The organism is Shewanella sediminis HAW-EB3 (genome assembly GCF_000018025.1).
GTDB classification, from domain to species: Bacteria; Pseudomonadota; Gammaproteobacteria; order Enterobacterales; family Shewanellaceae; genus Shewanella; species Shewanella sediminis.
The window spans coordinates 5186484-5210284 of record NC_009831.1 but is presented as its reverse complement, the minus strand read 5'-3'; the positions used below and the strand labels follow the sequence as shown (position 1 = coordinate 5210284).

General features: G+C 44.7%; 22 protein-coding genes and 1 pseudogene. 11 read left to right on the top strand and 12 right to left on the bottom strand.

Going from position 1 to position 23801, the window contains the following annotated elements; all coding sequences use genetic code 11:
- Positions 1-229: 229 nt before the first annotated feature.
- Entirely contained in the window at positions 230-2953 is a 2724-nt protein-coding gene (locus SSED_RS22105; RefSeq protein ID WP_012144574.1) for a DEAD/DEAH box helicase, read from the top strand.
- A 281-nt stretch (positions 2954-3234) separates the two neighbouring features.
- On the opposite strand, the gene SSED_RS22100 is transcribed toward SSED_RS22105, so the two are convergent.
- The 8 genes from SSED_RS22100 to SSED_RS22065 form a co-directional block, all read right to left on the bottom strand.
- Positions 3235-3813, bottom strand: coding sequence for a hypothetical protein (locus tag SSED_RS22100; RefSeq protein WP_012144573.1), 579 nt, complete (start codon positions 3811-3813; stop codon positions 3235-3237).
- The gene (locus SSED_RS22095; protein ID WP_041421861.1) at positions 3771-4115 is read right to left on the bottom strand and encodes an STAS-like domain-containing protein; all 345 of its coding nucleotides are present in this window, start codon (positions 4113-4115) and stop codon (positions 3771-3773) included. The genes SSED_RS22100 and SSED_RS22095 overlap by 43 nt, the downstream gene beginning before the upstream one ends.
- Complete coding sequence (locus SSED_RS22090; protein WP_012144572.1) at positions 4094-5101, bottom strand: hypothetical protein; 1008 nt, start codon at positions 5099-5101, stop codon at positions 4094-4096. The genes SSED_RS22095 and SSED_RS22090 overlap by 22 nt, the downstream gene beginning before the upstream one ends.
- A 528-nt stretch (positions 5102-5629) precedes the next feature.
- Entirely contained in the window at positions 5630-6844 is a 1215-nt protein-coding gene (locus SSED_RS22085; protein ID WP_012144571.1) for a porin family protein, read from the bottom strand.
- Positions 6844-8103, bottom strand: coding sequence for a quaternary amine ABC transporter ATP-binding protein (locus tag SSED_RS22080; RefSeq protein WP_012144570.1), 1260 nt, complete (start codon positions 8101-8103; stop codon positions 6844-6846). Before SSED_RS22080 ends, SSED_RS22085 begins: the two co-directional genes overlap by 1 nt.
- The gene (locus SSED_RS22075; RefSeq protein ID WP_012144569.1) at positions 8096-8995 is read right to left on the bottom strand and encodes an ABC transporter permease; all 900 of its coding nucleotides are present in this window, start codon (positions 8993-8995) and stop codon (positions 8096-8098) included. Before SSED_RS22075 ends, SSED_RS22080 begins: the two co-directional genes overlap by 8 nt.
- Before the next feature lie 86 nt (positions 8996-9081).
- Entirely contained in the window at positions 9082-10086 is a 1005-nt protein-coding gene (locus SSED_RS22070; protein ID WP_012144568.1) for an ABC transporter substrate-binding protein, read from the bottom strand.
- A gap of 548 nt (positions 10087-10634) precedes the next feature.
- Positions 10635-11843: an NAD(P)/FAD-dependent oxidoreductase gene (locus SSED_RS22065; RefSeq protein WP_012144567.1), complete on the bottom strand. Its 1209-nt coding sequence runs from the start codon at positions 11841-11843 to the stop codon at positions 10635-10637.
- Between the two features lie 394 nt (positions 11844-12237).
- On the opposite strand from SSED_RS22065, the gene SSED_RS22060 reads away from it, so the two are divergent.
- Positions 12238-12498: a hypothetical protein gene (locus SSED_RS22060; protein WP_012144566.1), complete on the top strand. Its 261-nt coding sequence runs from the start codon at positions 12238-12240 to the stop codon at positions 12496-12498.
- Positions 12499-12524: 26 nt separating this feature from the next.
- Here the strand turns inward: SSED_RS22060 and SSED_RS22055 are convergent, their stop codons facing one another.
- Complete coding sequence (locus tag SSED_RS22055) at positions 12525-13394, bottom strand: LysR family transcriptional regulator (protein WP_012144565.1); 870 nt, start codon at positions 13392-13394, stop codon at positions 12525-12527.
- Positions 13395-13723: 329 nt separating this feature from the next.
- Here SSED_RS22055 and SSED_RS22050 point away from each other — a divergent pair, with 329 nt between their 5' ends.
- From SSED_RS22050 to SSED_RS25210, 8 genes and pseudogenes are all read left to right on the top strand, one after another.
- Positions 13724-14875, top strand: coding sequence for an iron-containing alcohol dehydrogenase (locus SSED_RS22050; protein WP_012144564.1), 1152 nt, complete (start codon positions 13724-13726; stop codon positions 14873-14875).
- Positions 14876-14942: 67 nt separating this feature from the next.
- Complete coding sequence (gfa, locus tag SSED_RS22045) at positions 14943-15512, top strand: S-(hydroxymethyl)glutathione synthase (RefSeq protein WP_041421860.1); 570 nt, start codon at positions 14943-14945, stop codon at positions 15510-15512.
- A 418-nt stretch (positions 15513-15930) separates the two neighbouring features.
- Positions 15931-16323 carry a phosphate-starvation-inducible PsiE family protein gene (locus SSED_RS22040; protein ID WP_223295935.1) on the top strand — a complete coding sequence of 131 codons (393 nt, stop codon included), beginning with the start codon at positions 15931-15933 and terminating at the stop codon, positions 16321-16323.
- A 215-nt stretch (positions 16324-16538) separates the two neighbouring features.
- Positions 16539-16803, top strand: a pseudogene (locus SSED_RS22035) (DksA/TraR family C4-type zinc finger protein).
- A gap of 238 nt (positions 16804-17041) precedes the next feature.
- Positions 17042-18172 carry an S-(hydroxymethyl)glutathione dehydrogenase/class III alcohol dehydrogenase gene (locus SSED_RS22030; protein ID WP_012144560.1) on the top strand — a complete coding sequence of 377 codons (1131 nt, stop codon included), beginning with the start codon at positions 17042-17044 and terminating at the stop codon, positions 18170-18172.
- Between the two features lie 94 nt (positions 18173-18266).
- A complete protein-coding gene (gene fghA, locus SSED_RS22025; RefSeq protein WP_012144559.1) occupies positions 18267-19106 on the top strand; it encodes an S-formylglutathione hydrolase in 840 nt (279 codons plus the stop codon).
- A 325-nt stretch (positions 19107-19431) separates the two neighbouring features.
- Complete coding sequence (locus SSED_RS22020; RefSeq protein WP_012144558.1) at positions 19432-19758, top strand: DMT family transporter; 327 nt, start codon at positions 19432-19434, stop codon at positions 19756-19758.
- Positions 19759-19911: 153 nt separating this feature from the next.
- Complete coding sequence (locus SSED_RS25210) at positions 19912-20436, top strand: 2-amino-4-hydroxy-6-hydroxymethyldihydropteridine diphosphokinase (RefSeq protein WP_083758968.1); 525 nt, start codon at positions 19912-19914, stop codon at positions 20434-20436.
- Here SSED_RS25210 and SSED_RS22015 read toward each other — a convergent pair.
- The 3 genes from SSED_RS22015 to SSED_RS22005 all read right to left on the bottom strand — a co-directional run bounded on the left by SSED_RS22015 (position 20317) and on the right by SSED_RS22005 (position 23542).
- The gene (locus tag SSED_RS22015; protein ID WP_012144556.1) at positions 20317-21030 is read right to left on the bottom strand and encodes an SDR family NAD(P)-dependent oxidoreductase; all 714 of its coding nucleotides are present in this window, start codon (positions 21028-21030) and stop codon (positions 20317-20319) included. The genes SSED_RS25210 and SSED_RS22015 overlap by 120 nt on opposite strands.
- Positions 21031-21127: 97 nt before the next feature.
- The gene (locus SSED_RS22010) at positions 21128-21856 is read right to left on the bottom strand and encodes a substrate-binding periplasmic protein (protein ID WP_190273176.1); all 729 of its coding nucleotides are present in this window, start codon (positions 21854-21856) and stop codon (positions 21128-21130) included.
- Between the two features lie 132 nt (positions 21857-21988).
- A complete protein-coding gene (locus SSED_RS22005; RefSeq protein ID WP_012144554.1) occupies positions 21989-23542 on the bottom strand; it encodes a ShlB/FhaC/HecB family hemolysin secretion/activation protein in 1554 nt (517 codons plus the stop codon).
- Between SSED_RS22005 and SSED_RS25205 the strand changes: the two genes are divergently transcribed.
- Positions 23448-23693 carry a sortase B protein-sorting domain-containing protein gene (locus SSED_RS25205; protein WP_150104373.1) on the top strand — a complete coding sequence of 82 codons (246 nt, stop codon included), beginning with the start codon at positions 23448-23450 and terminating at the stop codon, positions 23691-23693. The two genes, SSED_RS22005 and SSED_RS25205, sit on opposite strands and share 95 nt — an antisense overlap.
- The last annotated feature ends 108 nt before the right edge of the window (positions 23694-23801 follow it).

Here is a 23801-nt window from a genome sequence, read left to right as displayed (position 1 = left end):
CTAGTCAGAAAAAGTAACAAGTCTGAGGACTAACGAATTCAGCTTGAGAGCCCAATACAGTGCTAGGCACTCAAATGGGGGGAATTTAGCTATGCGGGCTCTATCCAGAAGTTGGGATATGAGCATTACTATCTTCATGATGCGAGTTAATGTACATTAACCCTATAATTATCATTGTCATATTTAATATATGCATCATTAGTGCTATAAGCCACATGGAGATAGATCTATGTCACCTATTGATAGTTTCGAGCAGATAGACAGTTCCTGTCAGTACGCATGGAGTAATAAATTTGAGGTGGGGTTACTACCTCTTATTGATGTGGAAAAGAATGCTGAGCTCAGGAGTTTGCTCGATCTTGATAATCAAGCATATGGAAAGAACTCAAAACGCTTTATAAAAGCGATAAGCAATGAGCCATATGCGAAGTATCAAAGTGAGCTGTTAAGAGCTTACCTTAAACAACCTGAAGATAACCTTGAGCTGGATTGTGACCGTTTGGTTTTGACTATTAAATGTCAATCTTCTGATATCGAAAATATTAAAGCTAACATGCTTAAGTTTTCTTTTAAGGCATTGGATGAGTTGCTGACTATAAAGAAGATCTCCGTTGGTGCCGTTAATCGAACTTCTAATAAAGAAGGCCGGAAGAGTAGGAAAGGACTTAATCGCCCGGAATATAACTCTGCTTATAGGGCTACGGTTAATGCTGACTCACGTCGATTCTTTCAGTTATACATAGCTGATGGCGTGAAACACCCAAAAAAGTTGATGGGGTTGAGAATCGACTTTATTCCTAATAGGTTTAGTGACTTTGAACTGAGAGCTATATTTGGGCATTTGAAGTCTGTTTTAACAAATCGCAGATACGACCAGTTGATTAACGGGGCTAAAGTTACCAGAGTCGATGTTGGTTTTAATATGCCGGGTGTGATGTCTTCGTTTATTTATCCTTACCTAACTAAGAAGAGAGCCCGTGACAGTAGCTGTATGCCTAATGCTTCATCAACCGATTTAGTTGAAACTACATACATAGGCAATAGATTCAGTTCCTCTCATTTTATCGTATACGAGAAGTTGCTTAAGGAAATGAAAGCTGACTTAAATATCGGCTTTTCTATTGACCAGCTTAAGCAGCGTATTGAAGGTCTAGCTGTTACCACTAGGGTTGAGCGTCGACAGTACCCCTATAGATCAAGCCGTAAAGGGCAAATGTTATTAAAGTTGCCACAAATAAAGTTGCCGCTAACAGATCTAGCATTCATTGACCCATTAGTTTTGGCTCATTCAGAAGAAAAAGTCCTTCGTAAGTTATTGCGTAATAAAACAATAAAATCAATTAAGTCAGGCAAAAAGGGTATAGGTCGCAGCCTGAAGGGAACCGTGATAAAAAAACGAGCGTTTAAGCTTAAGGAGGAGTGGTTCATTCAGGCCAATGTGAAATTGTTGAAGCACTATCAGAATATTATCATTAATGCAGATAAGCCAAACTCTACAGCCGTTAAGTTATATTGTGCCGAAGGCCGTCACCTAAACAAATTTGAGCTTGAACCATCAGTAACCATGCTTGAAGATTCAGCAGTTGCTCAAGCTGAACAGATGAAGGCTGTAGAGGCTGAGGCTAGGGTATTAGCCGTTATTGCTGGTGCGGGGTCAGGGAAGACAAGAACCATAGTTGAGAGAGTCAAGTACCTGTTAGGAGAGGGGAGGCATCCTAGTCGTATTAAAGTGCTCGCCTATACCAATGATGCCGCTAGTGAAATAAGTAGGCGTATAGGCTCTGATGAAGAGTTATATGTCGGCACCTTTAGCGCTTGGTGTAAGTCACTATTAGAATTGTTTAATCCCAGCCGCTTTGAAGGCGCGAAAGTTGTGACTGGTGTGAGACAAAAGGAAATGTTTGAACAAGTAATAATTAGCTCAGGTCTAAAAGAAAAGCTTACTAGCAACCAACTTAGTGCGCTCATAAGTGCTAACGCTAATAGACTTATGTCATTTGAAAAACTACTTGAAGAGCCTGAGCTTGATTCAGATTGTACTTTGGGTGAGCTTGAGAAGTGCTATGAGTTATATTGCAAAGAGAAAAGAAAGCAAAGGCTTATTGATTTTGACGATATGCTTAAGCTTGTTCATGAAAAGCTAGAAATAGATCCGTGTTTCCTTAAGAATGTGGTTGATGATAGTAAATATCTGATCTTAGATGAAATGCAGGATTCTAATGCTAGTCAGTGGGCTATTATGCAGGTGTTGGTGGCTAATGGATGTCACTTATTTTGTGTTGGGGATCCTGCGCAGTCTATATACGGGTTTAGAGGTGCAGAGCCTACTCACCTTGATACTTTTTGCCAGATGATACCGAATGGAGTAAAGGTTTTCCTATCTCATTCCTATCGACTCACACCTGCAATTTTAAATCTAACAAACTTGGTTCGCCAGCAAATACATTCAGATTATCCCGCACTCCAACCTATAAGAAATGGTGGAAGCATCCCTTTGATTAAAGAGTTGTCATGCTTGGATGGTGTTAAAGAGTGGTTAGTTAAAGATATTCAACAGAAGCTTGATAGTGGCTGTGGGGTTATGGATATAAAGGTGTTGGTGAGAACAAACACTGTTGGCGACATACTTAGGAGTTATCTAGCAAAGCAATTAAAGCTGAAGCCCACAATAAAGTTGGGACGTAAGCAATTAGAAAGCCTTGTTATGACAATGCATAAGTCAAAGGGAACAGAGTGTAAGATCAGCTATGTCATAGATCCAAGATTTTGGAATTCAAAGCAGGATGAAAGGCTTGATCATTTACGTTTGATGTATGTTGCATTGACCAGGGCAAGTCATGAGCTAATCATTTGCAAGTCACTAGAAGGTAAGGTTATTTATAGTGATGCAACTAAAGAGGCATATCTGCTCGATATCTTAAGCGAGCGCCATGACCTGTTTGAGTGTGCTTAGTCGTTCTATAAATGGGTGTGAACTGAAGGAGCAAGAGAAGATGTCATTACGAGACTTCATGATAATCTTTGTGCTCTCATTTTACTGGTTCTTGGTAGCGACACCAGCCATGCCCTATTTAGTGCCTTAGAGCGTCATTGTGGGCCTGTAGTGAAGTGGTTGTAACTTACGGTTATCGTGAAATTGAGCCTGCTTAAGTCGTAAAACATATGGTTTACCAATAGTTTACTGACTTAACGATAATAACTATTATCGTTAAGTTAAGATGGGAATATGAGCGATTATGTTACAAATGGGTAGAGTTTATTACCTAAGTAAAAATAGATTAATAACCATAGAGAAACCCAAAATGTAACTTGAATGGGAAAAGGTATGAGAAAATACCAAGTGGATCCAAATTTTTCAGTATAACTACTTTCAATACCTTCTATCATATCTAGTGTTAAATCTTGAATATCATCATAGCCATCAGGCTGTCCGCTTTTTTGTCGAAGTTCAAGTATATTGTCTTGTTTTACAAAGGTTTTACATGATTTTCTTTCAATGTACTTTGAGTTTATTTCAATAGATGTTAAGTGAAATGATATTGATTGTTCAATAAATTGGCTTAATTTTGCTTTTGATTTTCTTTTGGGTTTTGTTAGGTGTTGATTAGATACCAGCTTCATGATTTCTTCTAGACTTTTTATGCACTTATCGCATAAAGCACGAGTCTCATTTCTCGTTGCTGTCTTTTCAGCATTAAGAAAAAGTATTCCCCAACCGATTATGATTAAAGCAGGAGCAATGAACTCTTTTATTTCATCGTAGTTCAATTTTATTTCTTTTCCTTGCTGGCTTTTTCTATCTCCTCCCAACACATTGAAACTATAGTTGGAAGAAGTTCGTGAGATATAGAAATGTGCTCTCTTAGAAACTCAAGAGTAAAATTGTGTTCACGAATTAGGCCACCAAAAGCTTCAGAAATGAACGAAGGGCCGTATCTGTTATAGCCTGTCAAGTTAATGGTTACATGCTTGTTATCCTTTAAAGGTTGCAGGAGACATTTTTCTCTAAATTCTTCGCCACTACCTTCGCCTTCTTTGACATATCTCCATTTAGGCCTTGGGTGATAATCAGAGACAACATTTATTACTTCTTTCATCGTATTTGTATGTTCCATTGGACTAATGTCCCTTCTATTGATGATTTGAAATTGCTGGTTTCAAATCCTTCTCTATGTTTATGGTACATCCCTTTGTTACTGAAGATCCATAAAGAACCATTGGGAGTTTCATGGACGAGCGCTTTGATACTCGCGCTTCCAAGCCCATGCTTTTCTTCTTTCGTTTGCGTTTTCCCTACCCGCATTGAAAGTTCAATTAGATCTGCATCTGATTTCGATACAGCTAGCTTTAGCAAGTTAGGTGCAGAGCTTATTTGTCTTTGAACCCAGCTCTTTGAAAGTATAGTTGCTGGAATGCCTACACCTAAGTCAAAAATCGCAAGATATAAGGAGTCGTCAATGATACTACATATTATCCACCAAGGCTTTTGATCTGTAGAATCATCAGGATAAGCATGAAGTTTTACATTTCCAATGGTTTCCGATACAGCAGAGCCTAAAACTCTCTCTTGTTCTGGAGTTAGATCTTTGAGTATGTTTAATTGTATATGATCAATTACTTGCTCAAACTCCTCCCCACGTGCAGAGCCTTTTATGATTGGAATCGTACGGCTATGTGGGTTGATTTCAAGCCTTCTATTAAGCGTTAGCTCTTTGAGGCCTGACTTGGTTATTGCTGATTTTACTTGTCCTTTAAGTGAATCAGCTTTAATTCTGACCAGATTGTGAAGTGCTGAACTCTTCATAGCATCAAGTTTTGCATAAATTAATAGAAGTGCAGCGGCTGAAATAAATCGTGTGATTGAAAAATCTAGAACTACTTTGTGAGTCAGTGCTATTTTTTCAATATTTTCAATGAAATCTAAAATTTCTTGATTTTTTTCAGGGTCATATAGATCGAGTGAATCAGGAGCTTCTAACATCATCTGATTCAGTACTCGATTGAAAGGTACTTTATTTGGGTTGTATTTCTTACCTTTTCTTCGCAAATTATGAGAAGTACGCTTTTGCCATAAAAGTGAATCGGTACTCAAATTTTTCATAAAGCAGGCCTGTACCTTATTCTATGGTAAGTTATTTCTACGCGAAAGCAGGTAAGTAGGTACTATACTAAATTAATATTTAGTTTCAATTGTTTATAGTTTTATTTTCTGTGGATTTTGATATTTGTAACACCTTACAGATTTACATCATGAGCTGTTACACTAAGTGTTACTCCATCTGTTACACACATTAGTGGTTACTTACTATGAAGCTCAATAGAATCGAATGTCATGAGTTGGCTAAGTTGTCTTATCGGCCAACTCAACCTAATAAAAGAAAGCCCGTTTATTGAAAGATAAGCGGGCTTTTTGTTGTCTGCCTGTAAGCCTCGGCTTATCGGACGTCATCATCACCTAATAAAGTAAAACCGCATCCCGTAAGGGATGCGGTTTTTTGTTGCCTGTCTGCAGCCTCAGCTTATCGGGCGTCAATGTCACCTAATAAATGAAAGCCCGCTTGCCTTATGGCAAGCGGGCTTTTTGTTGGCTGTTAAGCAGGCCAGAGCTTATCGGGTATCAATTTCACTATTAGAAATAGTAACCGAAGTTAATGTTCAGGCGTTTATTGGTCTCACCGTCACCCACCATAGAGCCACCGATGAAGGGCTGGTTCTCGGCGACAACAAAGTCGACGTAGGTGTAAAGGCCCCCAGCGGTGATAGCGACGCCGGTGACGTTCATAAAGGTGTCTTCCTGAACGCCGGGCTTGTCGGTGACAAGCGAATAATCATTATAGAACGTCAGGTTTGAAATCGGCCCCATGCTAACAGGTAGGCTGTAGGCCACGTTGGCCACGTAGCTGGTGGCCTCTGCTGGGATAGAGTCATAGAAGGCATAGGCGCCCACTACCATACGTTCAACATCCATACCATCGACATCGTACGTGTAGTCGGTCAGCTGTAGCTTAACGTTCCAACGGTCATAGTTGATCACACTATGCAGTGCTGCAGCCACGTGATCGCCATCGGTACCGTCTTGAATTTCCAGTTGACCAGCCTGGGCGGATACACCCAGCTCAACTGCAACATCACCGAACGCCAGGTTGTGAGCATAGCGCGCGTTGAGGGTGTTGCTTTCAGCCGCAGCCTTGCCTTCGCTTGGGGCATCATAGATCCCTTCGCCTGCTAAACGAACACCGACCACATCGTAGGAATAACGCTCGCTACGATCGGATACATACCCATCCAGACCGCCCTGTTCATCATTCTTGTAGAAGGCCAGATCCAGGCGGTTAGCATCGCCGTTATAGGTGTAGTTCAGACCCATGTCGTAGTCGTCTTCCAACCCTGTATAGAAGTTTGAGCTGAAGAAGAAGCTATTGGACGCCCAGGTCAAAATGCCGAAAGGCACCTGAGTTATACCAATTTTAGCCTGTTGCTTTTCATCGAAGTTGTAACCGACCCAGGCATGGTGAATGACATCCATGTACTGGTGCCAGCGGTACTGGGCAGAAAAAATAACGTCATCGACGTTACCATTAACATCGATGCGGAATACGTCGAAGTCAAAATCACCACCACGGTCCTTATTATCAACATCATAGTCTTCATAGGAGTATTGGAAACGAGCCGCACCGCCAAACTTAATGGCATTTTCCTTTTCTTCTGTTACCGGTGTCTGCTCGGATTCCAGTTGCTCGATACGGGCCTTAAGGGCCTCCAGCTCTTCGTCTACCGGCGTGGCATTAGCATTAGCGGCCAGTGCCAGGGCGATACAGGAAGCAGCAAGTGTATAGCGGATCATCATTTATCCTCTTTGGTTGAGTTTTGTTTTTCTGCGTCAGCGCTGTCGTCAGCACCATCGGTGTAGAAGTCAGATAGCACGTCGGCCAGATGAGTACGGGAAAGCTCACCCTGCAGGTCTCCATCGGAATCGATAACAGGCAGGGGAAAGTCTGACTCCATGGTTGCCGGAATGATGCTTTCAAGCAGCGCATCCTGTGATATCGGTGTCATCTCCTCTACCTTGAAGTCTTCCATCAGCGCTTCTTTATCTGTCTTGACGGCATCTTCCAGTGCCTCCTGGCACACAACGCCCTGGAACCCCTCATCGGTAACGTAATAGGCATAGTTAGCCGGGATACGCTTCATCTGTTTGAGTGCTTCACCTATAGTGTCGGCGGTAAGACGATATGCGGGCGGCTTCATGACGGTCTCGACAGTCAGGGCTCGCGGACGGTTTACGTCTTTGACGAAGGCTTCGACATAGTCGTCGGCAGGGTTGAGTAAGATATCCACCGGCTCGCCAACCTGAACCAGATTGCCATCTTTGAGGATCGCGATCCGGTCGCCAATTCGCAGTGCTTCGTCGAGATCGTGGGTAATAAAGATGATGGTCTTATGTAACTCTTTTTGCAGCTCAATCAGTTGATCCTGCATTTCACTGCGTATCAAGGGGTCCAATGCCGAGAATGCCTCATCCATCAGCAGGATCTCTGCATCGGTACACAGGGCCCTTGCCAGACCGACACGCTGTTGCTGACCACCGGACAGCTGGGACGGGTACTGATCTTCATATCCAGCCAGACCGACTGTTTCAAGCCATTGGGTGGCTTTGGCGTTTCTGGTGACTTTGTCTATCCCCTGAACACTGAGACCATAGGCGACATTTTCCAGTACGCTTTTATGGGGCATTAAACCAAAGCGTTGGAATACCATTGCCATCTTATTGCGACGAAATTGCTCCAACTCTTTGGTATTGAGCTTCATTACATCGATGCCTTCAACCAGAATTTGCCCCTCTGTGGGGTCGATCAGCCGGTTGAAGTGGCGGATTAAGGTAGATTTCCCCGAGCCAGATAGCCCCATGATCACAAAGATCTCACCTTGGTGAATGTCGAGGTTGATGGCTTTAAGGCCCACTGTATGGCCGGTTTTCGCCAGGATCTCATCCTTGGATAAACCATCTCTAACCATAGGCATGACTTTGGCTGGTTTTTTGCCAAAGACCTTAAAGAGATCCTTAATCTGAATGAGCGGCTCTGTTTGTGATTCGTTAGTCATGTTGTCCACCCTGCATATGTTTCTGTGATCGCTTGGCGTAGGCTTGAGAGGCGCGATCAAAAATGATGGCCAGAGCGACGATGGCCAAACCGTTAAAGAGTCCGAGGGTGAAATACTGGTTGGTGATCGACTTGAGCACCGGCTGACCCAGGCCCTTGACGCCAATCATAGACGCAATAACGACCATCCCCAGCGCCATCATAATGGTCTGATTGATGCCTGCCATGATGGTAGGAGAGGCCAGTGGCAACTGAACCCCCATCAGGCGTTGCATCGGATTAGCACCATAGGCGGTGGCGGCCTCTAACACTTCTTTGTCTACCAGGCGGATCCCCAGGTTGGTCAGGCGAATGACAGGCGGAATGGCATAAATCACCACGGCAATAACGCCGGGCACCTTGCCAATTCCAAGTAACATGACCACGGGGATCAGGTACACGAAGGCCGGCATGGTTTGCATCACATCCAGAATCGGTGTCACCAACGACTGGGTTCGATTGCTGCGGGCCATTAATATACCAATGGGCACACCCAATACTATGGCCAATAGCGTACATACGGTAATGATACTGAGGGTGCGCATCGTATCTTCCCACATGCCGAAATAGCCGATAAGCAGAAATGAAACAACGACGCCCAAAGATAGTTTCCATGAACGACTGGCGAGGTAGACCAAGGCGGTAATCGAGAGCAGTACAGCCCACCAGGGCGATTGCACCAATAGCTTTTCAAACCAGATAAGAAAGTCGAGTAGCGGATCGAAGAAAGACTCGATGACATCACCATACTCTCGGGAAAAGTCCCGAAAGGTGCCGTCTAAATATTTACGAATTTCCAACAAAGTGGAACGATCCATTTTCGGAAATTTGCTGAGCCAAGAAAAGTCAGCCATTACTACCTCTATAGTTTTTTACACGGGATAATCTAGATGGGGAGCAAAATAGCGAGGCTTTGTAGGCCTCGCGTTTTTGTTTGGGTTTATAGTGCTTCGATTGCGGCTTTCACCTTTGCGGCGACATCGGCAGGAACCCATTTAAGCCATGTGTCTTCATGATTCATCAGGAAATACTCGGCTGCGATATTGCCGTCTGCCTGGTTGTCTTCCATCCAAGCCAGCAAGCCGTTCATCTGGGCATTGGTCAATGAGCGTGTACCAAGATACTCAAATTCCCGGGTTGATTTTTCAGCGAAAGCTGTGGTGGTGACAGTTTGTACCAATGCAGATGGATACATGGTGACCTTGGGCTCGGCGCACTCGACTTTGGCGATACAGTCGCGAAAATGATCCGCATCGGTACCGCTACCAAAATCTACCTTAGCCATTTTGTACTTACCCAATACCGCAGTGGGTGCCCAGTAGTAACCAAACCAAGGCTTTTCACGCTCGTAGGCACGGGCTATGGAACCTGACAGGCCAGCTCCTGAGCCTGGGTCAATAAGATCAAACCCTGCATCACTGAGTTTTAGCGCGCGATACAGGTTTTCGGCCGAGAGCTGACAGCCCCAACCCGCAGGGCAGCCATAAAATGCGCCACGGTCAGGATCTTCCGGGTGCTCAAAGGTTTTTACTTTGGCGATAATACCTTCAATGGTTGTCAGACTGGGGTCCTTGTCGACCATATATTGGGGGACCCAAAAGCCTTCTTCACCGCCTTCAGAGAGTGAATTACCTGCGATAGTCAGTCGTTTGTCACTGACCCCACGTTCGATAAGCTCTTTGACGCTGTTGCTCCAGATTTCCGGCGCGATGTCAGGCTCACCTTTTTCAACCATTGAAGTGCTGGTAGGCATAGTATCGCCAGGGATCAGCTCGGCTTCACAGCCGTAACCATGTTCTAAAATAAAGCGATCAACATTAGCGATTAATGAAGCCGAGCTCCAATTCATATCTGCGATAGTGACCTTACCGCATTGCTCTTCGGCAAAGGCTTGATGTGTAGCGCTACTAAGGAGTAAGCCGCCAATCAAAATCATACTTTTCATAAGAGCTCCATGCTCGAGGTTAGAAGTTTTTTGCGCTCGTGCCTTACATTAACAATTGTTAGTGCTCAAACTAGGGGCTATGTTTCGGTTCTTGCAGGCGACGACATTATTACACCCCTATTACTAAAAACAGGACTGCAGCAAAGGATTTGATGGCATAAAGTAACATAATTCGCGCTTGGTTAACAGTTTTGTAATCTAAGGCGTTTTTCTCAACCTATCCTGCTTCCCTAATGGTGGTTAGAGCTCAAACTAATAACTGGCCCGGTAGGCCACCTATTCGCTCATTTCTCTTTCCGTGACTTGCCGTCTACACATAGTAAACCGCAGACAGTGAATATGCTGTTCAGTGACTTGTTGTTGAGGGGGTAGGTACAGCTAATGCCTATATTCGTGGTCCAAGAGGTGAAGTAGACAATAGGGCGACAGGCCATATGAGTCTTTGTGTAATTAGATTTCGTGAGTCGGCTTATCGGGTATCAATTTCACCTTATTCAAACAAAAGCCCGTTTACCTTTCGATAAACGGACTTTTTGCTTTCTAATGTTTTAATTAGGCTGGAAAATGCATTTAAGTCGCTTCGCTATGATCAGGCGCGACATGGTCAATACGCCGCTGACCGTCTTTTGATGTAAGCGGAAAATTGTGTCGTAGAGGCGGCGAATTACGCGGCCCTTTAAGATCAATTTGTCATTCATCATGGTACTGATAGCGAAGTTATGGCCTATCGCGACGACCATGCCGCCATCTTTATAGATGAAAGGCGTGAGCTGTTTACCCCTCATTAATCCGGTTAAGCTTTTGGCTAAGTGTACCGCTGCACGATTTGCTGCCTGAGCCTTAGGAGGTACCATAACACCTTCGCCTTGCGGGATCGCGGCACAGTCACCCAGAGCGAAAATATTTGGATCAAGGGTGCTGGCTAATGTTTGCTGTACCATAAGCTGGTTGAAGCTATTGCTCTCAAGGCCACCGATATTTTTCAACCAATTAGGTGCTTTAATGCCCGCGGCCCAAAACTGAATGTCGGCACTGATAGTGAGCCCATCACTGGTGGTCATACCTTGCTGCTCAACGCTGGCAATTCGGGTATTGAGCATGACATTGATATTATATTTTTCCAGCATCAGCTGTGCCTGATGGGACATCTTTAACGGGCTGTTGGGTAGGACTCTGTCGGTAGCTTCAATCAGGTTGATTTTGAGTTTAGCCGCATGTGGGTTTGGTTCTAACCCGGCGTTAACTTTAGCTAGCTCGGCGGCCAGTTCGAGACCGGTCGCACCCGCACCAACGATGTTTATTGCACGCTGGTGTCCGGAGCGTAACAGTGAGCTAATTTGCAGCCAACTGCTGCGTGCTTGCTCCGGCGAGTCTAAAAATAGACAGTGCTCTAGCGCCCCTGGGGTAGCAAAATCATTGCTAATCGCGCCTATGGCGATAACCAGATAGTCATAGTTGACGAAATCCGTTTCACCGTTGGGCTTACTTACGACTAGCTGTTTCTCTTCGCGTTTGATGTCAGTCATCCAGCCTTGATAATGCATATAGCCGTTTTTTGCGCCATGGCTGAAGTAGCACAGAGTATCGAGATCGTTATCGAAAGTTCCGGCGGCTATTTCATGAAACCTGGGTTTCCAGTAGTGGTGAGTCTCACCATCCACTAAGATCACTTCATCTTGACAGTTTACCGAGCGGCCCAAGATACTGGCCAGCTCTAGTCCTGCGGCGCCACCGCCGACAATTACAACACGAGACATAATAATTCCTTAGCGCACTCATAGTGGTGCATTACTAAAAGTTGAACGATAGAGCCTCAAAACTTCACTATTGATACGAAAGGTATGAGAGATAAAGCGGAGGAACATCAGATGCTGGCTATTATAATTATCGTTCAATGGGGAACAATTACCGTAAAAGGAAAATCACTTTTACTTATATGTAATAAATGAGCCGTGCTGTAGTGGTTCAGATGAAACATTGGGAGGTAATGTATTAACTGGGGTCAATAAAAGGCGTCATTGACCCCGACAGAGGTGCGCTTAAATCAGGGCTTCACTCAGGCAGCTGAAATAATAAAGTCGGTGAGTTTTGGATCTTAGATTAGTCCTTGCCTATACTTTACTCAGTTTGAAAAAAACAAGGAAATATACTATGTATCATATTGTTAAGAAAAATATTTATAACCGTATTTTTGGTGAGTGGATGTGGGAAAGAAATATTTTATGGTTATTCAGCTTTCTTTGTATGCTCGATGCGTTAATGGTTTCGGGTGATCATTACCAGAATTTTTTACGAGACGGTGCATTTCACGCTGGGTTATTGATTGGTATTTCAGGTTATTTGTCTGAGTTAAGGTACAATTTTTTTAAAAATTTACGTAACGACGAACTTGATGATGAAGCCGAAAAGTAACCAGGGTAACCTTGGGCTATTAAATCTTATTCTAATGCCTCACTTAAATAGTCGAGTAGCATGCGTACCTTAGGCGACAAGTGCCTGTTGTGAGGATAGAGTGCCCAGATCCCCTCGTCGGGTTGGCGGTTTTGCTCCAGTAGCGGAATAAGCTGGCCATCTTCCAGATAAGGCAAGACATAGTAGTCAGGTAACTGAATGATGCCTATGCCTTTTATCGCAGCATCGACGAGGGCGTGGCCACTGTTACAGCTTAGATTGCCCTTGACCCTGACATTTCTTGTCTTACCATTTTCCTGAAATCGCCAGTAATCTAATGTTCCCAGCAGGCAGTTATGTTGTTCCAGCTCCGACAGTGAGTGAGGTATGCCAAACGTTGAAACGTAACCCGGGGAGGCGCAGACATATTGAGTTCGGGAGCCCAGCCTTTTGGCCATCATACTCGAGTCTTCAAGTTGTCCCAGTCGAATCGCGAGATCGTACCCCTCATCTATTAAGTCAACCTTCTGATTCGTCAGACTTACCTTTACTTCAAGCTCCGGGTATTTAGCGATAAAGTCGTTCACCAGCGGCGCAAGCGTTCTTTCACCATAAGTAACCGGGGCGGTGATTTTTAACAGCCCTCTCGGTGTACTCTGCAAATTGGTTATGGCGCGCTCGGCCTCTTCTAATCCGTCCAGCACCTGTCTGCAGTGTTGATAATAGATCCGGCCCACTTCGGTCACCGACACTTTACGTGTGGTGCGGTGAAACAGCTTAGTTGCCATCCGGGTTTCTAATGCGCTGACCTGCCTGCTGACCTGCGCGGTTGATATTCCAAGCCGTTTTGCGGCCTTGGTAAAGCTCTCTGCCTCTGCAACGGCAACAAATTCGCTTACACCTTCCCAGTTGAACATTGTTACTCCTTGGTAATTATCATCGCGCTTGAGCTCTTTATTATCGCCAATCTATGGATAAATTCAATCTTAAAGTTTGACCCAATCGCTTTTCGTCTCAAACTCTTAAAGTAGTGTGCAAACAGTGGTTTAGGCTTGCTTATATTATTACTCACACGAAAAAGATATTTTCAAAATTAACGGATTATCATTTTTTGAAAGATAAATATAATTCTTCTCATCGAAATGATATCGGCAGCAACGTCGAAGTCATAGCGTCAATATCAGGACTATTTGCAATCCATGAATAAAGACCGCTGAACTATTTTATTAAAGATAAGGAATGAAGAATGAGCACTACATTTTATATGCCCCCCATGTCTCTGATGGGGCAAAACGCGATAAAGCAATTAGGTGACGAACTGAATGCCAGAAACTTCAATAAGGCACTGATTGTTACCGATAAGGCATTGGTAGATATCAAGCTGGTGGAAAAGCTGACTGACGAATTAGCCTCGCATAATATCAACTTCGCTATTTTCGACGGCGTTAAGCCTAACCCGACAGAAAAGAATATTGATCAGGGTTTGGCCCTGCTCGAAGCGCAAAAATGTGACTTCGTTATTTCGTTCGGCGGTGGCTCTTCACATGACTGTGCTAAAGGCATCGCCTTGGTTGCGGCCAACGGCGGCCACATTCGTGATTACTCTAAGGGGGTTCATCTGTCGGCTAAGCCACAACTCCCTCTGGTGACGGTGAATACTACGGCTGGCACTGCTGCAGAGATGACGATATTTGCCATCGTGACCAATGAGGAAGATGAAACTAAATACCCGATTGTAGATAAAAACCTGACCCCCATTATTGCTGTAAACGACTCTGAGTTGATGGTTGCCATGCCTAAGTTCCTCACGGCAGCGACAGGCATGGATGCATTGACTCATGCGGTAGAAGCCTATGTTTCGACGGCAGCGACGCCGATAACCGATGCGTCGGCAATTAAAGCCATTGAGCTTATTGCCCAAAACCTGAAAACGGCAGTCGACAATGGTGAAGATCGTGAGGCTCGCGATGCTATGCAATACGGCGAGTACCTTGCCGGTATGGCATTCTCTAATGCTTCATTAGGCTATGTACACTCGATGGCTCACCAACTCGGTGGTGTCTATGATCTGGTACACGGTCTCTGTAATGCCATCTTACTGCCGGTAGTGTCACGCTTTAACGCGGCTGAAAAAGTGGAGCGTTTTGCCGATGTGGCGAAAGCCATGGGTGTAGACACTGCGGGCATGGCGTTCAGTGATGCCGCTGAAGCCGGCATCCTTGCTATCGAGAAGTTATCTGCTTCGGTTGGCACTGACCAGAAACTATCTGATCTTGGTGTTAAGGAAGACAAGCTTGAGTTTATGGCAATCAACGCCCTGAATGATGCCTGCTCCTTAACCAATCCAAGAAAGGCAACCACTCAAGAAGTTATCAATATTTTCAAGAAAGTCATGTAATTCAGTGACAAAAAAAACAGCCTCCAGATGGAGGCTGTCTTAGCTAAATATCCATGGAGTAATCATTATTAAAACTTTAATTCATCCTCAGGTCGATAACGGTGTTGTAGCGGATCGTGATGGTTTTGCAGGCGGTACTTTGTTGTGTAAGTGCAGCAGCAAGCCCGTTGAAGTTACTGTCGGTGCTCAGACTGCCCACAATCATGTTTGTGGCTGTAGCAAATGCTGGAAGCCTGAAGGTGCCTTGTTCGCTCAAATAGCCGTTGTGTCAAGAGATCACGTGAGCGTCACTGCAAATGCAGACAAGTTAGCCATTGTCGATGAGTCAGCAGCAATTCAGCGTCATGCTTGCAGAGAGTGTGGTACCCATATGTATGGCCGCATCGAAAACACGGGCCACCCTTTCCACGGTCTGGACTTCATCCACACCGAGCTGTCAGCAGAAAAGGGCTGGTCAGCACCGGAATTTGCAGCGTTTGTCTCATCTATCATCGAGTCGGGTGCAGCGCCTGAATCTATGGGGGATGTGCGTAACACCCTCAAAGAGTTGGGACTCGAGCCCTACGACTGTCTGTCTCCTGTATTGATGGACGCAATTGCTACTCATGTCGCCTCTCACGTTGTGAGCAATGGCTAAAAGCTGATACCACTTCCCCATTAAACCTAAGTCAGCTCTATCGGCATAGGATGAAAAAAGCGCTGCGGCGCTTTTTTTATGCCTGGCTTCGAGTGACAGTTTTCAAGTGCATCTACGCAGGGCTTAGCATTGAAGAGGTTATCCCCATAGAACCACATAGATGAATGCTCTGCTTGCCATCCTGACTATTGACTACACTGTATTGCAGCGTTCCTAACCTGAGTTAATTGTTACTGGTTGGTAAAAGTTATTTGCATTTTTGGCTAATTATCATTCATGTAGAAGGTAAATATAATACTTCCATCGAAACGGCGTAGGGCATTTGGTCTGAATAGCCGTTTAAAAAACTTTTTAGTGCGTTAAATAATGCCGGGGAGCCGAGATAGAAAAGATAGAGAGAGAGCCGCTGATTAATAGGTTGGGACAGGTAATCCATTATGCGGTGCGGGTATTAGCCGTATTGATGACCTTAGTCATTTTGTGGAGTGTCGTCGATGTGGGACGAGTGCTGTTTATTGAGGTTATCACCCCGCCTTACGGTCTGATGGATATGCAGGATATTTTAGCTATCTTTGGTTCTTTTCTGGCGGTGTTAATTGCTATCGAAATCTTCCAAAACATTACCATCTATCTGAAAGAGGAGGTAATCCATGTGCAGATAGTCATTGCGAGCGCACTGATGGCCATCTCAAGGAAAATTATCATCTTAGATTTTAAAGAGGTGGGGCCGGAATATGTATGGGCGTCGGCTGCTGTGATTATTGCCTTGGGTGTGACTTATTGGTTGGTATCAGGTAAACGAGATCATTAAGTAGTAAAGAGCAGAAGGTAGAATAGCTGGTGGTTGGTCTAGTGGCTGGGTGAAGGTGCAAGGTTGAGTATATCGTCGTTTTTAATACTGCAGGCACTAGACAGTAAAAGATAGGTAATAAAGAGTAGGAGGAAGAATGGCTGGTGGTTGGTCTAGAGGTTGGGGTTGGATGATGGTGCAAGATCAAATCGATGGATGCTTCATAGGAGAGTTTGATGGCTGGTGGTTGGTCTAAAGACGGCGCTACAAGATCAAATAGATAATAGTGTTGAGGATGGCGTCGCCCAAGCCAGGAGTCGATTGCCAGTCGGTCAAAGTCTACTTTTTTGTGAGGAGTGTGAAAGCCCAATTCCTGAGGCACGCAGAAAAGCCGTTACAGGTGTTCGACTCTGTGTTGCCTGCCAGAGTGAGTCGGATAAGCGACAAAACGATCTGAGCAAGGTTAATCGCCGTGCCAGTAAAGATAGTCAGTTGAGATGAACTCTGAATTTTAGAGTCATCAAAAAGAAGATTTAACATTACAAATTAGTAGGTTATAGATTTTTCTTTAATGTGAGTTGGGGGAAGAGTAATAATCAATTATTACCATATGGTAAAAGTAATTTACATCAGCATGGGATTATCAATTCCTGAGTGCTCGCTATAATACTTACCATATTAATCGCGGCACTGATTCAGATAAGACCGTTTTTTCAATTTTTAATTTTAGGATATTAAGATGACAGCACAGACAATCAAATCCAAAGCCGCAGTAGCCTGGGCTGTAGGTGAGCCACTATCTATGGAAATCGTAGATGTTATGCCACCACAGAAAGGTGAAGTACGCGTCAAGATGATCGCCACCGGCGTTTGCCATACCGATGCTTTTACCCTTTCTGGCGATGATCCAGAAGGTATCTTCCCTTGTATCCTTGGCCATGAAGGCGGCGGTATCGTCGAGTCTATTGGTGAAGGTGTGACTAGCGTTCAAGTGGGTGACCATGTGATCCCGCTTTACACGCCTGAGTGTGGCGAGTGTAAGTTCTGTAAGTCTGGCAAGACTAACCTTTGTCAGAAAATCCGTGAAACTCAAGGTAAAGGTTTGATGCCAGACGGTACGACCCGTTTCTCTAAAGATGGCGTCGATATTTTCCATTATATGGGCACGTCGACCTTCTCTGAGTACACGGTACTGCCTGAGATCTCATTGGCTAAAGTTAACCCGGAAGCGCCATTGGAAGAGGTTTGTCTGCTCGGTTGCGGTGTGACTACCGGTATGGGCGCGGTAATGAATACGGCTAAAGTTGAAGAGGGCGCCACGGTTGCTATCTTCGGTATGGGCGGTATTGGTCTATCGGCAGTTATCGGTGCGACTATGGCCAAAGCGTCTCGCATCATAGTTATCGATATTAACGAAAGTAAATTTGAGTTAGCCCGTAAGTTAGGTGCTACCGATTTTATTAACCCGAAAGACTACGATAAGCCAATTCAAGACGTGATTGTCGAGTTGACCGATGGCGGTGTTGATTACTCATTCGAGTGCATCGGTAACGTTAACGTGATGCGCTCGGCACTCGAATGTTGTCATAAAGGTTGGGGTGAGTCTGTGGTTATCGGTGTAGCCGGTGCAGGACAAGAGATCTCGACTCGTCCATTCCAGTTAGTCACGGGTCGTGTATGGAAAGGCTCGGCATTCGGTGGTGTTAAAGGCCGTTCTGAACTACCTGAATATGTTGAGCGTTACATGGCGGGTGAGTTTAAATTGAATGACTTCATCACTCACACCATGGGCCTTGAGCAGGTCAATGATGCATTTGATCTTATGCACGAAGGTAAGAGTATCCGTACTGTTATTCACTTCGATAAGTAAATAGTCGTTCAAAATAACAAGCGCTCCAGGGCGCTTGTTATTTTTAGAGGAGCTCCGGCTCTTTATTAAAAAATCTTATAGGAGTCGGTATTAAATGACCGTTGAGAGTATTAGTGTCAATAAGAGCTTTGGTGGTTGGCATAAACAGTATAGTCATCACTCCAAAACGTTAAATTGTGGCATGCGATTCGCTATCTATCTGCCGCCACAAGCATCGAATGGCAAGAAGGTCCCGGTTCTATACTGGCTTTCGGGCTTAACCTGTACCGATGAAAACTTTATGCAGAAAGCGGGTGTACAAGCACTGGCCGCCGAGCTTGGCATCGCTATCGTCGCACCGGATACCAGCCCCAGAGGTGATGATGTCGCCGATGATGAAGGTTATGATCTTGGTAAGGGAGCGGGCTTTTATGTCAATGCGACGCAGGCACCGTGGAATCGCCATTACCATATGTACGATTACGTCGTCGATGAGTTGCCAAAACTGATTGAATCTATGTTCCCTGTCAGTGATAAACGCTCTATCGCAGGGCACTCAATGGGCGGGCACGGTGCGTTAGTTATCGCGCTGCGTAACTCAGATGCATACCAGTCAGTATCGGCCTTTAGCCCGATCAGTAATCCGATTAACTGCCCCTGGGGTAAGAAGGCGCTGACAGCCTATCTGGGCCGGGATTCGGCGACATGGACAGAGTATGACTCCAGCGCCTTGATGCGTCAGGCGACTAAATTTGTACCGGCTCTGGTAGACCAGGGTGACGCCGATGACTTTCTTGTTGAGCAGTTGAAGCCCGAAGTGCTCGAAGCTGCAGCTAAGGTTAACGGTTACCCGCTAGAGCTTAATTATCGTGAAGGTTATGACCATAGTTACTATTTTATCTCCAGCTTTATCGAAAACCACCTGCGTTTTCATGCCGAGCATCTGGGTAACTAATTGAACTATTGTGAAGGTTATTATCACCATTATAACCATCACTTTATCTCAAGCTTCATGGATAATCATTTGCGTTTTCATGGCGGGCATCTGAACAGGTAACCACAGTTTTCCGAGCAAGATCCGACTGAAAAGGTGTCGTCATTTGTGGCGACACCTTTTTTATTTTGGGCTACCTATCTTTATTACGAATAGGTAAAAGTGATTTGTTATTTGGCCCGATTATCATCTGAACCAATATCAATATAATAGCCGCAACAAATCATTCTCTCGATCAACCTAGCGGGCTTATCCTGCCGAACATTTTAAATTTAGGGCTAATATTATGAGTTGGATCTTTCTATTACTGGGTGTCATGGCTGAAGCCTTATCTCATGTGGCGCTCAAGGCGACCGATGGTTTCACGCGTCCACTCCCCGCAGCTATGGTTATCTTGGGTCATTTGACGGCGTTTATTTTCTTAGGCCAGGCAATGAAGGGAATGCCAGTCGGTGTCGTACATGCCCTATGGGCTGGGATGGCAATTGTGACAGTGACACTTCTGTCTGCACTCTTCTATCGTCAGCATCTGGACATGACGGCCTGGGTTGGCATGCTGTTTGTCGCTTTAGGTGTGGTTATGATCAACCTATCTCAGGGGCATAGTCATTAGTAATGCTTGTGGTGAACTGACTTCTGGAAAATCTTATTGAAGCCACTTTATTTGTGTGTGACCCTCTGTTATTTTTGGGTTACCGATCATTTATCGGGGTTCTCTTTATCACTGTATTTATCGGTGCATATATAAGGAAATTATTGCGATAAGATGTTTTATTACCTTTCGATCGGAACCAATATTACTCCCGAGCTGAACGCCGTGAGCATTACCTCTGCCTTATGTCAGAATTTTGGGGTCGTCATAGGCTTTCCCTTCATCTACACCGAGCCCGTGGGTATCGAAAGCGAACACCGATTTCTAAATTCCTTAGCCGTCATTGAATCGGCTAAGGAGCCTGGTGATATTAAACAGATGACCAATTCAATAGAAACGTCACTCGGCAGAGATCGTACAGCCTTAGATTGCTCGCTTGCCGATAGGGTGGCTGATATCGATATTGTGACATGCTCAGACAAGTTAGATTTCTCACTCTTCCTCTCCTCCGGTGAGTCTTACGTTTCCAGTCTGCTTACGGTAGATAAAAGTCGGTATGTCGATCTAACTCAATACGGTCTACCCCCTACAGATGGACCTACCGCCATCAACTTTAATACTCGTTCCGGTAACATAATGATTGTCGAGCAGGAAAGTCACGGCTTGAAAGACCGGCATATAACCACCTTCGAACGGTAGTAGAGTCTCCTTATATACCTCTGATTTTTGATGTTCTGTGTGCTGCTCAAGAAACTGTATCGGGCCGGGCATGATGGAGTTGCAACGTATTCCCGGCGAAAATTTCTTTGCAAATGACTGAGTCAGACTCTCTAATCCCGACTTAGTCGAGCAATACAGCGCGTATTCCGGATTTGGGTTATCGGCATAAATATCCGTGATATTGACCACCACACCGGGCGTACTTTCGCTGTACATATGTTCCTTCAAGGCTGTGATTAAAAGAGTGGGAAACAGCATGTGAACATTAAATAGCGAGAGATAATGGTTTTCTAACTCTTCAAAATTCTCGGGGTCTACATCATACATTGAGGCATTGTTTATCAGCAGATCGACTCTTTCAGCGAGAGTTTCGATCTCCTGCATTGCCTTAGTGATGCCGAATTGGTCATAACTGTCTATTTGAATGAGTTGTAAATGCTCTGAACTAATCGATTGAAAATTTTGAGACGGACTCCTTGTTATAGCGATCACTGTGTCGCCCATAGAAAGAAATTTCTCTACCAGGAATAAGCCCAACCTTCGGCTAGAACCTGTGATTACTATCGTTCTCATCTCAATTTCCCCGTTACTTTTTAATGTCATTAGAGAAGTAATCTATCACAGGAGTCTGCCCATTTAAGCCTTTAAAAAGCCCCTAACTCTTAATCCGTTAATAAGGTACATTCAGGTCGGGAAACTCGGTCGGCAGAAGCGGTGAAGGGATCATCTTCCATTTTGCAAATATCTCATCGAAACGATGATTTTGATATAGCTTTACCAGCAGGTGGTTAAATGCCTTAATCGTTTCATACTCATTATGTTTCATCTTGAACCCGATGAAGTAATGTATCGGCTGGCCGCTGGAGAGGTAATATAGGTCATTCAAACCTAGATGTTTGGCGTAATAGGCCCCGACCTCTTTATTGACATAGTAGGCATCGAACCGTCTCTTATGCAGCATCTTCAATGGCTGCTCATCGCCGGAGCTGGATAGAATAATCTCCATAGGGGGAAGCCCGAGTCGTACCTGTTGCCTGTCGATATTTATCAAGGATGTGAGTGTATTTGAGGGGCCGAAGGCGCCAATGTTCTTGCCTGAGGTCTGTTTGAGATCTGTCAGGGGTTGTGCCAATGGTGAGTAAAAACCATATTCTGTTTGCAGTAGTGGAATAGAGAACCAGGTCGTGAGTGCCCGCTCTTCGTTCCACCCCTGAAAATGTCCGTGGGCCAGCCCCTGATTGAACTGCTGTTTTGCCCGTTTATTGGGAAGCAACTCTATCTCACAGCCTTGAGGCCAATCCTGACAAGCCAGGCGTGCGATCTCCACAAGTATTCCGGTGATATTCTGTTGCTGGTCCTGATAACTAAAGGGGGCGAACTCGTGGCAGACGATCTTCAATGGTTGAGCCGCAAGGTATCCGCTAATGAGGCAAGTAAAGAGCAAAATTAGGTATAAGGGAGCTGAGTTCACCATGGCTTTTATCAGTCTGAACTCCTACGGGTTTAGGTCATTGAACTGAATTATAGTCGGTTAGAAATGGTTTTTTACCTGGAAGCGCCACTCCCAGCTATTGACCTCCTCTCCGGAGGTGAAAGGCACGCTAAAGTCGATATGAGCCACATTTCCATAGCTGGAGTGAGACGAGAAAATTCGGGCTCCAATACCTAAGCTGCCAATAGGGGCTGACACTTCATTATTCTCATCCGGGCCCCCGAAAGCCTGGCCTACATCGACAAATGCAGCCCAGCCTAGTTCCGCGAGTTGGTAGAGGTTAATGTGCGGATAGTGGCGGAGCTCTGCGGTCAATAACCACTGATTGTCACCATGTTGATAATCATTGGGATAGCCTCTGATCCCGGTGTCATCCCCCAGGGCGAAGGTCTGATCCAGGTAGTTATTCTTTGAGGTGCTGATCCTTGTCTTAGCATAGGTCGTCCACTTAGGGTGGATCTGGTAAAAGTATTCTGCCGATGCATTGATTCGGTAGAAATCATCCTGAGTAGTGGCTAAGGTCGATGTCCCGTTAAATTCCAGTAGCAGCAGCTCTGCTTCATCTTTATAGCCACGGGTTGTTTTCCAGTTTATATGGTAACCAAAGGGGGAGCTGCTATCGGTATCATTGGTCTCTAAACCAAACTTCAGATAGTGGTGCCAGCCTAAGTTAAAGTCTTCGTTATTGTTTATCAGGTGAACATTGTTGAGAACGGTATAATCATCCTGAAGAAACTCATAGGCGACCCAGGGATAAATAAAGTCTCTATCTTGAGGAAGTCTCGAGCCCGGGTAGGTGTCTACATGAGAGAATTGATTTTTATCTTGGGTTAATCCCGTGATAATTCGAGATCTGGCATTATCGTTTTTCGATATGCGCCAACCATAAACCAGATTAATGAAATCCTGCTTAACCTCAAACTCGTTGATATCCATTCCATTCTGTTTGAGGGTATCGTTGCGCAGGTCGTCCAGATAGGTAATGGAATAGCTATCTTTGGTATCTAAGGTATAAAAGGGTTTGTAAAAGTAAAGCTGTTTCGACTGGCCGTCACTGTTGTCGTAAAAGCTGACACCTAATTTAGAGTGTTTGATGAAGTTATCCAGCGGAGCCTCGAAAGCAAGCTTATAACCTGTTCTGTCGGCGTCAGACTGATAATTCATTCGTGTTCTTACACCATATCCCAGCAGGTTATCTTCCTTTATTCCAACCGAAAATTCACTATCACCTCCGCTACGTGAGAAACTAATCGTTGGCAACAGGGACCAGTTATCCCATGTCTCTACCAATACGGTTTCACCTTCAGCGGGAGTATCCGCCTGCGGGTCTCTCTTTGAGAAGCTGATTTTAGCGTCTCGTATATAGGGCTCGGATCGTAAGTTTCTCTGGGCCTCTTCGAGATCTTTCTGGCTAATACGACTCTCTTTTGAGAAAGGAAGCTTATTTAAGATCACCGGCTCTCTGGTATTGATATGCAGGTAGTTGGCCCAGCGATGAATGAAAAAACTATCAGGGTCTGACTCATCGAAAATGGGGTTGCTGGTGACAATTATCTTACTCAGCTTTTTTCCCCTGGTTGGCTCACCTTCCATCGAATTTACCTCTTCTCCCCAACTAGCCGTAGAGGCTAAAAGGCTGGCAATGAAAAGAGATAGATACGACTTATTACCCTGCATAGGTTCGCCTTATATGAGTACCTTTCGATTGGCTGAAGAGAAAGTGAACAGTTTTCTTACAATTTAATAACACACGCCAGTGGCGAGTTAGTCAAGAAAAAAAGGAAAATAAGTGGATGATTTTACTTAAGCAAATACAAATGTAGTCGTGATGTTTTCCGGGAAAGAAACATCA

Excerpts from the sequence above, each read along its gene's own strand:
- SSED_RS22050 (WP_012144564.1), top strand. The coding sequence starts at position 13,724 with ATGAGCACTACATTTTATATGCCCCCCATGTCTCTGATGGGGCAAAAC.
- SSED_RS22105 (WP_012144574.1), top strand. The coding sequence starts at position 230 with ATGTCACCTATTGATAGTTTCGAGCAGATAGACAGTTCCTGTCAGTAC.
- SSED_RS22065 (WP_012144567.1), bottom strand. The coding sequence starts at position 11,843 with ATGTCTCGTGTTGTAATTGTCGGCGGTGGCGCCGCAGGACTAGAGCTG.
- SSED_RS22095 (WP_041421861.1), bottom strand. The coding sequence starts at position 4,115 with ATGGAACATACAAATACGATGAAAGAAGTAATAAATGTTGTCTCTGAT.
- SSED_RS22030 (WP_012144560.1), top strand. The coding sequence starts at position 17,042 with ATGACAGCACAGACAATCAAATCCAAAGCCGCAGTAGCCTGGGCTGTA.
- SSED_RS22060 (WP_012144566.1), top strand. The coding sequence starts at position 12,238 with ATGTATCATATTGTTAAGAAAAATATTTATAACCGTATTTTTGGTGAG.
- SSED_RS25210 (WP_083758968.1), top strand. The coding sequence starts at position 19,912 with ATGTTTTATTACCTTTCGATCGGAACCAATATTACTCCCGAGCTGAAC.
- SSED_RS22075 (WP_012144569.1), bottom strand. The coding sequence starts at position 8,995 with ATGGCTGACTTTTCTTGGCTCAGCAAATTTCCGAAAATGGATCGTTCC.
- SSED_RS22005 (WP_012144554.1), bottom strand. The coding sequence starts at position 23,542 with ATGGAAGGTGAGCCAACCAGGGGAAAAAAGCTGAGTAAGATAATTGTC.
- SSED_RS22070 (WP_012144568.1), bottom strand. The coding sequence starts at position 10,086 with ATGAAAAGTATGATTTTGATTGGCGGCTTACTCCTTAGTAGCGCTACA.
- SSED_RS22020 (WP_012144558.1), top strand. The coding sequence starts at position 19,432 with ATGAGTTGGATCTTTCTATTACTGGGTGTCATGGCTGAAGCCTTATCT.
- SSED_RS22085 (WP_012144571.1), bottom strand. The coding sequence starts at position 6,844 with ATGATCCGCTATACACTTGCTGCTTCCTGTATCGCCCTGGCACTGGCC.
- SSED_RS25205 (WP_150104373.1), top strand. The coding sequence starts at position 23,448 with ATGAAAAAACTATCAGGGTCTGACTCATCGAAAATGGGGTTGCTGGTG.
- SSED_RS22080 (WP_012144570.1), bottom strand. The coding sequence starts at position 8,103 with ATGACTAACGAATCACAAACAGAGCCGCTCATTCAGATTAAGGATCTC.
- SSED_RS22055 (WP_012144565.1), bottom strand. The coding sequence starts at position 13,394 with ATGTTCAACTGGGAAGGTGTAAGCGAATTTGTTGCCGTTGCAGAGGCA.
- fghA (WP_012144559.1), top strand. The coding sequence starts at position 18,267 with ATGACCGTTGAGAGTATTAGTGTCAATAAGAGCTTTGGTGGTTGGCAT.
- SSED_RS22015 (WP_012144556.1), bottom strand. The coding sequence starts at position 21,030 with ATGAGAACGATAGTAATCACAGGTTCTAGCCGAAGGTTGGGCTTATTC.
- SSED_RS22090 (WP_012144572.1), bottom strand. The coding sequence starts at position 5,101 with ATGAAAAATTTGAGTACCGATTCACTTTTATGGCAAAAGCGTACTTCT.